General features: G+C 48.5%; 10 protein-coding genes. 4 read left to right on the forward strand and 6 right to left on the reverse strand.

Annotation, left to right across the window (positions count from 1 at the left end):
- Positions 1-40: 40 nt before the first annotated feature.
- From D0B88_RS14640 to leuC, 5 genes are all read right to left on the reverse strand, one after another.
- Positions 41-3220: a FimV/HubP family polar landmark protein gene (locus D0B88_RS14640; protein WP_151058091.1), complete on the reverse strand. Its 3180-nt coding sequence runs from the start codon at positions 3218-3220 to the stop codon at positions 41-43.
- Between the two features lie 365 nt (positions 3221-3585).
- Entirely contained in the window at positions 3586-4692 is a 1107-nt protein-coding gene (gene asd, locus D0B88_RS14645) for an aspartate-semialdehyde dehydrogenase (RefSeq protein ID WP_151058093.1), read from the reverse strand.
- A gap of 34 nt (positions 4693-4726) precedes the next feature.
- Positions 4727-5803, reverse strand: a complete 1077-nt coding sequence (leuB, locus tag D0B88_RS14650; protein WP_151058095.1) for a 3-isopropylmalate dehydrogenase — start codon at positions 5801-5803, stop codon at positions 4727-4729.
- Between the two features lie 36 nt (positions 5804-5839).
- Positions 5840-6487, reverse strand: a complete 648-nt coding sequence (gene leuD, locus D0B88_RS14655; protein WP_151058097.1) for a 3-isopropylmalate dehydratase small subunit — start codon at positions 6485-6487, stop codon at positions 5840-5842.
- Positions 6488-6499: 12 nt separating this feature from the next.
- A complete protein-coding gene (leuC, locus tag D0B88_RS14660; RefSeq protein ID WP_151058099.1) occupies positions 6500-7921 on the reverse strand; it encodes a 3-isopropylmalate dehydratase large subunit in 1422 nt (473 codons plus the stop codon).
- Positions 7922-8082: 161 nt separating this feature from the next.
- Between leuC and D0B88_RS14665 the strand changes: the two genes are divergently transcribed.
- Both D0B88_RS14665 and D0B88_RS14670 read left to right on the forward strand, forming a co-directional pair.
- Positions 8083-8979: a LysR family transcriptional regulator gene (locus D0B88_RS14665; RefSeq protein WP_151058101.1), complete on the forward strand. Its 897-nt coding sequence runs from the start codon at positions 8083-8085 to the stop codon at positions 8977-8979.
- 88 nt (positions 8980-9067) lie between these two features.
- Positions 9068-9820 (forward strand): TIGR04219 family outer membrane beta-barrel protein, encoded by a 753-nt coding sequence (locus D0B88_RS14670; protein WP_007641828.1) that lies wholly within the window; start codon positions 9068-9070, stop codon positions 9818-9820.
- A gap of 79 nt (positions 9821-9899) precedes the next feature.
- On the opposite strand, the gene D0B88_RS14675 is transcribed toward D0B88_RS14670, so the two are convergent.
- A complete protein-coding gene (locus tag D0B88_RS14675; RefSeq protein ID WP_151058103.1) occupies positions 9900-12068 on the reverse strand; it encodes a patatin-like phospholipase family protein in 2169 nt (722 codons plus the stop codon).
- A gap of 402 nt (positions 12069-12470) precedes the next feature.
- On the opposite strand from D0B88_RS14675, the gene D0B88_RS14680 reads away from it, so the two are divergent.
- Both D0B88_RS14680 and D0B88_RS14685 read left to right on the forward strand, forming a co-directional pair.
- Positions 12471-13547, forward strand: a complete 1077-nt coding sequence (locus D0B88_RS14680; protein ID WP_040391798.1) for a 3-deoxy-7-phosphoheptulonate synthase — start codon at positions 12471-12473, stop codon at positions 13545-13547.
- 222 nt (positions 13548-13769) lie between these two features.
- On the forward strand, positions 13770-14180 hold the full coding sequence (locus tag D0B88_RS14685; protein ID WP_151058105.1) for a hypothetical protein: 411 nt from the start codon (positions 13770-13772) through the stop codon (positions 14178-14180).
- Positions 14181-14231 lie beyond the last annotated feature (51 nt).

Below are 14231 nucleotides of genomic sequence, written 5' to 3' on the forward strand. Positions count from 1 at the left end.
CTTGCAGGTTAGTGCAAGGCTTTTTAAAAAACAGCGAAGGTTACACTATACGACCAAGCAACTCGTTAGCCTCATCGCGCTGCTCTTCATTGCCTTCATTCATAACCTCAGCAAGTATATCCTTCGCCCCTTCAGTATCCCCCATATCGATGTATGCACGCGCCAAATCAAGCTTGGTTGCCGCCTCATCGGCATCAGCAAGGAAATCCAACTCCGAATCCATATCCTCATCAGACAAATCGGCCAAGGTAGACTCATCACTGGAATAACTGTCTATATTCAACTCATCGGATTCAGCACCAAAATCAGACAAGGCCTCATCAAACAAATCCTCGTCCTGCTCCAAATCCAGCGGTTGCTCAAATGCAGGGACGGATGCAACCTGCCCGGTCAAATCCTGTAAACCATCACTACCATCGAGTGCCGATGGAAGTTCGTCATGCAGTTCAAGATCGACAACCTCCTCATCAGTGGCAGGCAACCCCGCATCTATAGACTGCTCATCCAGTGCGGCAAACTCTTCATTGAGGGACTCAAAATCAAGTGATTCATCTGCATCTGACAAGTCAAATGCAGTGTCATCAACTTCTGCCAACAAAGATGCGTCTTCACCATCTCCAAGCAGGTCCACATCTAGCTCAACTTCTTCAACTTTATCGAGATCATCAGTCAACACCAACTTGGTGGAGTCGAGATCCTCTGCCAAAAATTCCAATTCGCTTTCAGTGTGCAAGGGGTAAATATCATCATCAAGATCGAGACCCGGCTCGGCCTCGTCTTTAGCTATTTCAGCAGCAACAAATTCAGCAATGACCGGCTCTTCATCCAGAGCTGATTCTCCATCAAAGTCCACATCAAGACTTTCCATTTCATGATCAAGCGCCGCCAAATCAACATCATCAACATCCATATCCAGATTGAAATCATCCGCAACAACCTCCAGCGATTCAGCGCCGGCCACCGGGCGGGAGGAAACGTCCACCAAACCAAGATCGTCATCAAAATCAAAACTGAATTCCTCGTCTAGATCCTGTGCACCTGACGACACATCAGTAACAATCGAGCTGTTATCTAATTCATCCAACTCTAAAGAAAGGTCATCAGTATTCCCAACCGTAGCAGCTACCTCTGGCTCATCTATATCCGACAAATCAAAATCGAATTCTGATACACCGTCCGCAACATCAGAACTCGCAAGCTGAGAGGGCGCCAGCGAAGCAATCGTGGACTCATCGTCATCCAGGTCCAAATCAAAATCGAAATTGAATTCATCTTCGCTCCCTACCGGAGCAGATACCGCTGGCTCGTCACTGGTAGATGACAAGTTTGCATCCGCTGCACCCAGATCATCTAAAGAGAAATCACCATCAAACTCATCACTGCTGGAAACGTCCGCCACTGCGGAAAACTCTCCAGCACCAGCAATTGTTTCGCGCAACTCAGATGCACGCGATATGAGTGCAGCTCCCGCAACCGGCAAAAGAAGCGCATAGTGTTTATCAAAGGCTGGGGCATTTTGTTGCTGTGCATAAACCTCCAGCAATTTCATGCGAATATCGGCTGACTGTGGATCTTTATTCAGAGCATTGACCAGCATTTCCTCCGCCTGATCCAGCTTCCCATAGGCAATATAAATATCAGCCTCACCAACTACATCACCCGTTTCCGCAACTGCAGTTGTTTCAACATTCTCTTCAAACAGAGAGGAATCGATATCGTCAACAGCTTCCTCTTCATGACGGGATGAGTAGTCTTCTTGATCAGAGACAGACTCATCCAACGCAAATACATCCTCTTCCTCAGCCTGCTGTTGCTCGGCCTGCTGGCGACGACGATAAGCGTAAGCCGCTGCACCGGCACCAAAGAGCCCAAGAATGGCCAGAGCGAGCCATAAAGGATTATCTTTGAGCGAATCAAAAATACTTGGCTCCGCTACAGGCTGTTGAACAACTGGTTTAGGCTTGGGTGGTGTAGGCTGAGGCGGCTGAGCGGCAGCCACACTGGACGCTGCTGCGGAGACAGCTGGAACAACTTCTGTTGCAGCAGCGGATGCTTGAGAAACCTGAGAAGCTGACTGCTCTGCTGATGGCTCTTGCCCGGCAGCAACTTGAAGAGCTCGTAACTTCTCGTTGCTCACGGCAACCAGACGCTCCATGGTTTCTATTTGAGCTTCGAGATCTTTAACACGAGACCCAAGCTCAGTATTTTCGGATTTGGTTTTGTCCAGCTCTTCCAGCGTGGCAGCCAATTCACTCTCAAGCGCCCTGCCTGAGCCATCGTTAGCACCACTACCCTGCCCAGTGTTATTGGCACCTGAGGTCGGCGCCGCTAATTTGACTCGACCACTCACCTCTGCAGATTCGGTGCGATTGCTAGTAGAGCGACGAGAAGCATTGAGCTGGGCACCGTAATTTGAATCGCCAGTGGCCTGCGCAAACTGAGTGACAGCTTCCGACTTGGCAACCGAGGTCATATCACTGGCATCAGGAACACGTAAAACCTGCCCACGACGCAACTTGTTGATGTCACCGTTTATAAACGCGTCAGGGTTAGTGCGATATAGGGCCATCATGCTTTGATGTACTGACACACTGGAATCAGGGCGAGCACGCAATGCGATCTCCCATAAAGTATCGTTGGCACGAACTTCATATTCATCGCTATTAAGTGGGGACTTGGTAGCACTGGATGGCTGACGAGATGATGGCGCACCCGAGGACACTGTAGCACTGCGTGAGGTAACGGGTGCCGTAGTTTGCGCACGCGGTGATCGGGCCGTAGCCGCTGGTGCAGCCACCGAAGAGACCTTGGCATCCTCCTCAAATGTCGGCAAATCCATCAATAATGTGTATTCACGCAACAGGCGCCCAGCAGTCCAACGCGCCTCTATAAGAAAGTTCAAGTAGGGTTCGCGTACCGGGTTGCGCGACCTGATAATTACTTTGGGGCCATCCGCAGACTCCAAATCAACCTGAAATTGCAGTTCGGTATAAAAGTAAAGGCGATCTACGCCATTTCGTTCAAAATCTGCCGGGGAAGCAAGCGTAACGAGAATTTGTTCAGCGGTTAAATCGCGGGTATCAAGCAACTTTACTTCAGCTTCGAGCGGCTGATTAAGCGATGATTTGAGTTTAACCTCACCCAACCCCAAAGCACTGGCATAGGGCGACAGCACAAAGGATGTAAGACCACAGGCTAAAACCAACTGACGAAGACGCATAGCGCTATCCTTTTATTATTCCACGGCTTAATTGAACTAGAGCAGCCAGACATTTTAGTTGATAAACACAGCGTAACGCCGGTCAAGAGTGCTGTGTCAAAGAGGCATAAAACCTCGAATGAATCTTCAGTATCGTTCGTAAGTATTCATTATAAATAGCTTTTTATCAATACTCGGGGTCTTGACAAAGCCCTCGGAAAGATCACTTTTTAATGATTTCCAGCAGCGTTTTGATAAAAATGTGAAAAAAGGCTGACATTTAAATCCTTGTTTAGCTTGTTTTGGCCTATAAAAAAGCAAAAACCTCCGAGGAAGCCATACCCTCGGAGGTTTTAATTTCGTTCAAACCATTAAATTAAAAGTGACTATTTGGACTCTTTGAGTATGCGCAGCATACGGCGCAACGGCTCAGCCGCCCCCCACAACAACTGATCGCCAATCACGAAAGCAGAAATATATTCCGGCCCCATATTGAGCTTACGCACTCGACCTACACCAATTTTGAGGCCACCGGTGATGGAGGCTGGGGTCAATTCCTGCTCAGTGATGCCACGGTCGTTTGGTACAAATTTAACCCACTCATTGCCTGACTTGATGATGGATTCGATCTCTGCAAGTGGAAGATCTTTTTTGAGCTTGATAGTCAACGCCAAACTATGGCACCGCATGGCACCAATGCGCACACACAAACCATCAACCGGGATGGTGTCGGCATTCCCCAAAATTTTGTTAACTTCAGCCTGACCTTTCCACTCTTCTTTGGACTGGCCATTATCCAATTGCTTGTCGATCCAAGGGATCAAACCGCCAGCAAGCGGAGCTGGAAAAAATTCGCGCGGCACGTCGTTACGGATAGTGTTAGCCACTTTTCTGTCGATATCCAAAATCGCTGAAGCAGGTGTTGCCAACTCATCAGCCACAGCATCATGAATCACGCCCATACCTTTCAACAATTCGCGCATGTGATTGGCACCGCCACCCGAGGCAGCCTGATAGGTCATGGAGCTAACCCAATCCACCAAACCCGCATGAAACAAACCACCCACACCCATCAGCATGATGGAGTTAGTGCAGTTGCCACCAATAAAGTTTTTAACGCCTTTCTTCAGCGCCGAGTCGATAACACCCTGATTAACCGGATCAAGAATAATGACCGCATCATCTTCCATACGCAGACTGGAGGCCGCGTCGATCCAATAGCCATCCCAGCCGGACGAGCGCAGTTTCGGAAAAATCTCATTGGTGTAGTCACCACCCTGACAGGTAACAATCACATCCAATTGCTTCAGATCATCAACTGAATAAGCATCTTTCAATGCAGGCAATCCAGCCGCAACAGCTGGCGCAGCGCCACCTACATTTGAAGTGGTAAAAAATACGGGTTCGATAGCTGCAAAGTCGTTTTCTGCTTGCATACGCTCCATCAACACAGAGCCGACCATACCGCGCCAACCTACAAAACCTACTTTCATCTCAGTCTCTCTTTAACAATTCACAAGCTAATGATTAGGCCAGCGCTGCAACAACAGCATCGCCCATTTGCGAGGTAGATACTTTGGTCTTACCTTCCGTATAAATGTCTGCGGTGCGATAACCTTGATCCAACACCTTGCCGACTGCAACCTCAATTGCGTCTGCAACCTGAGGATAACCGAGCGAATAACGCAACATCATGGATACCGACAAAATCGTCGCGAGCGGGTTAGCTATACCCTGCCCAGCGATATCCGGTGCAGAACCATGGCAAGGCTCATACATACCGCGACCATCTTTATCCAATGACGCTGACGGAAGCATACCAATAGAGCCAGTCAACATGGCTGCCGCATCGGACAAAATATCACCAAACATGTTGCCAGTCACCAACACATCGAACTGTTTTGGCGCACGCACCAATTGCATAGCCGCGTTATCGACATACATGTGGGACAGCTCAACATCCGGATACTCTTTATGCAGCGTATCCATCACTTCGCGCCACAACATAGTCGCCTCAAGCACATTCGCCTTATCGACCGAGCAGACTTTACCATTACGTTTGCGCGCCATCTCAAAAGCGGTACGGCCGATACGGATAATCTCGCTCTCGGAATATTTGTAGGTGTTGTAACCTTCGCGCTCGCCATTTTCCAATACGCGAATACCGCGCGGCTCACCAAAATAAATACCGCCTGCCAATTCGCGTACGATCAAAATATCCAAGCCAGAAACCACTTCCGGTTTCAGAGAAGATGCATCTACCAACTGTGGATATAACAACGCAGGACGTAAATTCGCATACAAACCCAATTGTGAACGAATCTTCAGCAAACCTTTTTCCGGGCGAATCGAGCGGTCCAATTTATCCCACTTGGGGCCACCAACAGCACCCAGCAAAATCGCATCGGCCTTGCGCGCTTTTTCGAGCGTCGAATCCGCCAGTGGAACGCCATGCACATCAATTGCGCAGCCGCCCATCAATTCGTTTTCAAAGGTTAAGCCCAAATCGAATTTGGCATTAACCACATCCAGCACCTTGCGCGCTTCACGCACAATTTCAGGACCGATGCCATCGCCTTCCAAAATTAAAATATGTTTGCCCACAAGCATTCTCCAATTAAAAAATTCTTATTTCGCCTCTCATTTAACTACATCAAACAACCAAGGCGCTTCAACGCGTTTTTTGGCTTCGTAGGCGCGAATGGCATCAGCATGTTCGAGAGTTAAACCAATATCATCCAACCCATTTAACAAGCAATGCTTGCGAAATTCATCTACATCGAACGCAAAACTTTCACCGCCTGGGGTTTTAACAACTTGCGCTGCTAAATCAATTGTCAATTGATAGCCTTCTGCCGCGTACATTTCATTAAACAAGCTATCGACAATCTCATCACTTAATACGATGGGCAGCAAACCATTCTTGAAACAGTTGTTATAAAAAATATCGGCAAAGCTGGGCGCGATCACACAGCGAAAGCCGTAATCATCCAGCGCCCAAGGCGCATGTTCGCGGCTGGAGCCACAACCGAAATTTTCGCGCGACAACAGCACAGTCGCACCTTGGTAACGTGGAAAATTCAGTGGAAAATCCGGATTTATTGGGCGCCCTTCGCAACTTTGATCCGGTTTACCTTCATCGAGATAGCGCAACTCATCAAACAAATTTTTTCCGAAACCGGTACGTTTAATCGATTTCAAAAATTGCTTGGGAATAATCATATCGGTATCAACATTGGCACGATCCATAGGAGCGGCAATGCCTTGCAAAACGGTAAAACTTTTCATGATTTGCTCCTATTAATTAAACGTGCGCACATCAACAAAATGACCCGCAATCGCAGCGGCAGCAGCCATCGCAGGACTCACCAAGTGAGTACGACCACCGTACCCCTGACGCCCTTCAAAATTACGATTGGACGTTGATGCACAGTGCTCGCCATTACCTAATTTATCCGCGTTCATCGCAAGACACATAGAGCAGCCCGGCTCACGCCACTCCAAACCGGCAGCGATAAAAATTTTATCTAGCCCCTCGGCTTCTGCTTGCGCTTTTACTGCACCGGAACCAGGAACCACAATCGCCTCTTTTACCGATGACGCCTTGGTGCGACCTTTTACCACTTCAGCTGCGGCGCGAATATCTTCAATGCGCGAATTAGTGCAAGAGCCAATAAATACGCGATCAACATAAATAGAAGTGATCGGTTGGTTCGCTTGCAAGCCCATATACTGCAATGCGCGCAACATACCTTCGCGCTTGACCGGATCAATTTCTTGCGCCGGATCGGGCACCTTGTCCTCAACCGAAACAACCATCTCCGGCGAAGTACCCCAACTCACTTGCGGCTTGATATCAGCGCCGTTTAATTCAACGATCGAATCGAAGTGTGCGCCGTCATCACTCACATAATTTTTCCAATCGGCTACGGCTTTTTCCCACAATTCACCTTTGGGTGCATAGGTGCGCCCATTAACGTAGTCGATAGTTGTTTGGTCTACCGCCACCATGCCGGCACGGGCGCCCGCTTCAATCGCCATATTACACACAGTCATGCGCCCTTCCATGCTCATATCGCGAAAAACCTGACCGCCAAATTCCATCGCGTAGCCGGTACCGCCCGCCGTGCCAATTTTAGCGATGATGGCCAAAACTACGTCTTTTGGCGTCACGCCCAAACCGAGCGTGCCATCCACCTTAATGAGCATATTTTTCATTTTTTTAGCGACCAGACATTGGGTCGCCATCACATGCTCTACTTCGCTCGTACCTATTCCATGCGCCAAAGCGCCGAGAGCACCGTTAGTGGCGGTATGGGAATCACCGCAGACAACGGTCATACCGGGCAAGCAGGCGCCGGTTTCAGGGCCGACAACGTGCACAATACCTTGGCGGTGATCGTTGATCTTGAACTCGACAATACCGAATTCATCGCAGTTATCATCCAGCGTCTGGACCTGGATCAAGGACACCGGGTCTTCAATCCCCGCAACACCATTAGCACGCTCTTTTTGCGTGGTAGGCACATTGTGATCTGGAGTGGCGAGGATGGAGTCCACACGCCATGGCTTGCGGCCAGCCAAACGCAGACCATCAAACGCTTGCGGGGAGGTCACTTCGTGGACTATGTGACGATCTATATAAATGAGTGCAGAGCCATCATCGCGCTGCTGCACGAGGTGGGCATCCCAAAGTTTGTCGTAAAGCGTTTTAGCGGCCATGGTGAATCTCCAATCATTCGGCTTACACGGTGTTTTGTTATGAATAATCAGGTCTGCCCGATCATTACTGCATGGGAGCAATAGTACGACCAGACAACCCATAAAACAAATTTATCTTTTTTATATATTGCATTCCAAAATGGAATGAATTAAAAAGCCTTATGGATACTCAACATTTACAAGCATTTGTCGCCATAGCAGAGAGCGGCTCATTCTCGGCAGCAGCCGAACGATTACATCTTACGCAGCCTGCAATAAGCAAACGCATTGCTTTGCTGGAGGAGCAATTAAAGTCACCATTATTTGATCGGATAGGTAGACAGGTTGCACTCACCCGGGCTGGTCAGGTTTTGTTAAGCAAAGCGACACTAATATTGTCCGAGGTGACAGCCGCCCAACGCGCCATTGCGGATCTGAAAGGAGAAGTTGAAGGCAAACTGAGCATAGCAACCAGTCACCATGTAGGACTTCATTACTTACCACCTTATTTACGCGAATTCTCCAAGCGATTTCCTCAAGTAAAGCTGGATTTACACTTTTTGGATTCGGAGCAGGCATATCATGAAATACTCCAAGGCAGATTCGACCTCGCCATCATCACGCTCGCACTCGAACAGGATGCGCGCCTCCAAAGCCACAACCTCTGGCACGACCAACTCCACTTCGTTGCGGCGCCAACCCACCCCCTCACCGCACAATCGTATCTTCAGCTGGCCGATTTAAGCCAGCACCCTGCGATAATGCCCGACACCAACACCTACACAACACAGTTAGTCAGCAACCTCTTTGTGACGCAAAATGCAGCGTTGAACATTGGTATGGTCTCGAATCATCTTGATACGATTAAAATGCTGTTGAGTATTGGCCTCGGCTGGGGGATCCTGCCCAAACGGATACTGGATAACCAACTGGTTATTCTGGATGTAGTACACGAACCTATTATGCGCCCACTAGGCTGTATTCATCATAAGCAGCGCTCACTGAACAACGCCGCAAAAATGTTTCTGCAACTTTTGCACAAGGAAAATCACTCCATCACTCCTACCGCTTCCCAGTGAAAAAACAGCACACAAACACACTATTGTCATGCACTATTATTTACACTAACGCCACTCGTTTCAGTATCTTCAACAAAAGGAACTCACCATGAAATCACTCTCACCAATTGCTAAATACTCGTTTGGCGCCATGTCCCTGCTAATAGCAAGCCATGCCAGTGCCGATACTATTTTTGGCATTTATGCTGGCGCAGGCACTTGGCAAAGTGAATACAGCGGTAGTGTCGGCAACCCTTCAGCCACTATGGATGAGCTGGGTTTTGATGAAAACAACAACAGCTTTTATTACATTGCCGTTGAACACCCCGTCCCACTAATTCCGAATATCAAATTGCAGCACAACGACATTAGCAGTCGCCAAACCGGCTCCTTAAACAGTGATTTCAGTCTGGATAACACCACTTATCCCACAGGTACCGAAGTTTCAACTGATTTTGACCTTAGCTATACCGATGCCGTGCTCTATTACGAATTTCTGGACAATTGGCTGAATCTGGATTTGGGTGTGACAGTTCGTAAATACTCAGGCCAAATGCAAGCGGAGGCATTCGGTGTAATCGATGAGGTCGATGTGGATGTGACACTACCCCTGGGCTATGCACGCTTCCAATTCGATTTACCACTCACTGGTTTTTCGGCCGGCTTTGAAGGCAATTACATCAATTACAGCGGCAACTCAGTCTCTGATTACAGCGCCAAAGTCAGCTACATGTTCGATTCAGCACTGGATCTGGGCATTGAGGTTGGCTACAAAGCCGCGTCCATTAAAATTGACGAAGACGACATAGATACTGATATTCGCTTAAAAGGCCCTTACGCAGCCGCGATTTTCCACTTCTAAGCTTCAGCTACACCAAGTAACCGCAACAAAATACAAAGCCCCGCACCATGCGGGGCTTTGTATTTTCAACACCTACGAATTACAGGGCGCCTAGCTGCAAATACAGATTGTAATCGCCACTAAATGTAAACCCATAGCCTAAATACAAAGGCCCCAATGGGGTCTCCCCACCCAGATAAATAACGGCAGAATCAAGCCACAAATCATCAGAATTAAGCGTGTATATTTGATCCAATCGCGCGGCTTCTATACCCAAACCAAGACGCAAGTCCCCATTCAAACCCAGCGGCATACGCCCAATAATACGCTCAGTACGAAGGTGCGCATAAAACGCATCATCACCCAATATTTGATTACTCGCATAGCCCGACATATTCAAAAAGCCCCCTAACATCACCGCATCATAAACCGGCAAAACACCCTTCAATGAGGTGATATGAGCGGCGCGCGCCCCAACCACAAAATCATCCAATTTATAAACTGCACCCAGATCAAGCGATAACTTTTTGTAACCCTGATCTGGTGAATCAAAATAACTAATATCCGCTCGCCACCCATGTGAAGGGAAATACAAGCGGTTGCGACGATCCAAATTTAATTCATAAATAAAACCACCATATTGTTCATCCACATCAGGCAATACAACAGCACTAATATCGGCGCTACCGCGCATGTGATAATCCCTCCACCCAAATTTCGATCGCCCATAAACTCCCAAATTTTTACCCAGTGCCAGCTCGTAATAAGAAGTATCCAATTTGTATTCTGCGACCTGCTGGTCATCGCTATAAATACCAATAGTCTCGCGCTTTCTGAAATAAAGTGGTTCCACAAAAAAGCGCTGACTGGGTGTTAATGGCTGATAAAAATTCAACTCCATTGAAGGCTTCCCACCCACATCGACCGCAGCAAAAAACTCACCGCCATAGGTATTTATCCAGGTATTACGATAGGCTCCGCGAAAATTAAAACTGGAACCCTGACGGTACTCATTATCAATCGCGAATCCGAAAGTAACATAATCAGACCCCCAGTCTTTTTCTCTAACCAATACCTCCAACACATTGCGCTCATCGCGACGAACCACCCTGTAATCAACGCCATCGTAAAAACCATCTCCATAAGTGCGAATTAAATCTTGCTCCAATGCCGCACGATCCAGCGTTTGACCGACCTGCTGATGAATGTGTCGGGCTACAAACGCTGGGTGTACCCGCTTGGTAGGCGCTATAACAACTTCATCAATAACGACCGCATCGCGTACCAAACTGCGCCGCTTTTGCCCCCACAGCGCATAACTTTCTGATGTCGCCGTGAGCAGACGCAATGCCGATAGCTGCCGCTCTGCAGCAACACGCCCTGTTGCAGCAGCCTCTTCGTAACGGGCAAAATCAGTGGCCCGGATATCACCCAACTCTGGCGCGATATAGATATCCGCCCCCGTCAAGGTCGATAGGGATCGTTCTACATTTTGTTTGGTTAATATGCCAATCATCTGGGCAGAAACACTGAGCAGCGACCCAACTTCCTCAGGCGCCTTCAGGGGTGAGCCAACATTCACAACAATAACCCGATCGGCCTGACAGAGATTTCGCGCGACCTCGACCGGCAGGTTATCAACCAAACCACCATCGACCAGCTTGCGCCCCTGATATTCCACCGGCGCCATCAGCCCTGGCACCGACATACTTGCGCGCATTGCCTGGGTAAGGCTACCGTTGCGAAACACCACCCGCTCACCGGTACCGATATCGGTTGCCACTATTGCGAGCGGGATGGGAAGTTGTTCGATATTGCGCTCACCCAGGTCTTCATCCACTAGCTGATTAAAAAAGAGCTTGATCTTCTCACCTGCGACCACCCCCGGTTGAATTTGAAAACCTCGCTCAGACAACCCCACCTGGGTACCCGCCAAGTAGCGCCTGCTCACTCGCTTTTGGCGGTAACTCAATTGCGAGTAATCGGCCAAATCAAGAAATATGTCTGTCCAATCAGCACCTGCCAGCTTGTCCCGCATCATTTTGGGCGAGAGCCCAGCCGCATAGGATCCTGCCACCAAACCGCCCATGCTAGTGCCCACCACACAATCCACAGGGATACGCTCTTGCTCAAGCACTTCAAGCACACCGATGTGGGCAGCGCCGCGTGCGCCCCCACCACCCAGCACTAACGCGGTACGCCCCGATTCCGCAACAGCAGCCACACTGATGCTGATCAACAACAAACTTACAGCCAGTATTCTCTTCATCTGGTCTCAATCTTCCTTAGAGTCTAAACAGGGATATGGGCTTGCCAATAACAGGTACTACGAAGGATCAATCACAAAGGCAAACATAGCAACTTTCTTATAACACCCCAATATCAGCTGCAAATAGCTCACTTATTAACCTATAGAAGACAGATTTAGTTGCTATTCAGAGCACTTAAAGGAGTAGATAGAGGATATATGTCCCTAAATTAGACTCGATTTGAGGATTAATGAAACGACAGTCGTTTTTTTTCATGACACACAAACTACACATCCCAATTTAAGCGTAATTATCAGGTGTTTTGTCATTATTTATTAGCCCAATTAAAAAAAGCATCCCACTTTTTGCATATCATTCGGTAGAATGACCTACAAATTACGAACCTTCAGGAAGCCATGACCATGTCCCACACACAAGTTGATGACCTCAATGTGGTCTCACAAGAGCTGCTGATTTCCCCTGCAGCCTTAAAACATAAAATTCCCCTCACTGAAAAGGCACGGGACGTTGTTACTCAGGGCCGCGAAGTTGTACGCAACATCCTCGACCGCAAGGATCATCGTATTTTTGTAGTGATTGGCCCCTGCTCTATTCACGACGTGGCAGCTGCCAAAGACTACGCCCAGCGCCTGAAAAAACTGGCAGAAGAAGTGAGCGACACTATCTACATAGTAATGCGTGTCTATTTTGAGAAACCACGCACTACCGTGGGCTGGAAAGGGTTAATTAACGACCCCTACCTAGACGATTCCTTCAAAATTGAAGAGGGTTTACATATTGGTCGCCAACTGTTGTTGGATATTGCCGAACTGGGTTTACCTGCGGCAACCGAAGCACTGGATCCGATTTCACCACAATACTTACACGATTTGATCAGCTGGTCAGCCATTGGCGCACGCACTACCGAATCGCAGACTCACCGTGAAATGGCCAGTGGTTTGTCATCTGCTGTGGGCTTCAAAAATGGTACTGATGGTGGCCTGACTGTCGCTATTAACGCACTGCAATCAGTATCCAAACCACACCGCTTCCTGGGCATTAATACCGAAGGACAAGTCGCAATTATCCACACTCGCGGCAACGGTTACGGCCATGTGGTACTGCGTGGCGGCAATGGCAAGCCCAATTACGATTCGGTGAGCGTGGCGGTTTGCGAACAAGAATTAACCAAGGCAAAAGTAGTCCCCAACATCATGGTCGACTGCAGCCATGCCAACTCAAACAAGAATCACGAGTTGCAAACACTGGTAATGGAAAATGTCGCCAATCAGATTCTTGAAGGCAACAAATCCATCATCGGCTTGATGGTTGAAAGCAACATTGGTGCAGGCAGCCAAAGCATCCCAGCCAACTTATGCGACCTCAAATACGGTGTTTCAGTGACCGATGCCTGTATCGATTGGGCCACGACAGAGAACAGCCTACGAAAAATGCGCGACACTATCAAAGAAGCCTTGGTAAAAAGAGCGCAGGTATAGTATTGCCCTCTTACAAACCACAAAAAGCGGCCTTTCATGGCCGCTTTTTTGTTTACAGGCATACCGGATAAAAGTTAGCTTGCTCACAGATTGTTAAATTTATCGACACAAATACCGTTCGTCTCTGGTCTTTTCAGGGGCCGACTGTTAGATTCCACGCCGCAATGACTCTCAGGATGCAACCTCATCTCAATTTAATCCGGTCACCTTGAAAGGCTCACTATGGCACCCAGTCAACCACTCAAAACTGCAATTACCAACATCCACTCAGCGCACCATACCCTTGGCACAACCGCGGTCGTAAAAGCGGTGGAACTGGGTGAGCTGGCGTTGAGCGTGAGTACCATGTTGGGCTGCGACTATATTTTCGTCAGCCATTTTGGCCCCCATGTACTGCTAAGCCCACAGCACCTACATCGCACCATCCGCGAGCTACTCGATATGCTCGACACCTCACCCCGACAAAGCCTGATAGTTAGCGCCGATGAATTGCCCGAAGGGCAAATCACTTTCACTCGTTACGATTACGTCTGGGAAAACCGGAAAGTGGTTAGAGTAAACCCCAATCACATAACCGACCAAGAGCAGATCGATTTTATCCAAATGATGTTTGATTGCAGCTCAACCTGCTAACGCCTCTCACTGCTAGCACAGCCCGGCTTCTTGACCTACACTCTCAAAAAT

The sequence above is a fragment of the Cellvibrio sp. KY-YJ-3 genome (genome assembly GCF_008806955.1).
GTDB lineage: Bacteria > Pseudomonadota > Gammaproteobacteria > Pseudomonadales > Cellvibrionaceae > Cellvibrio.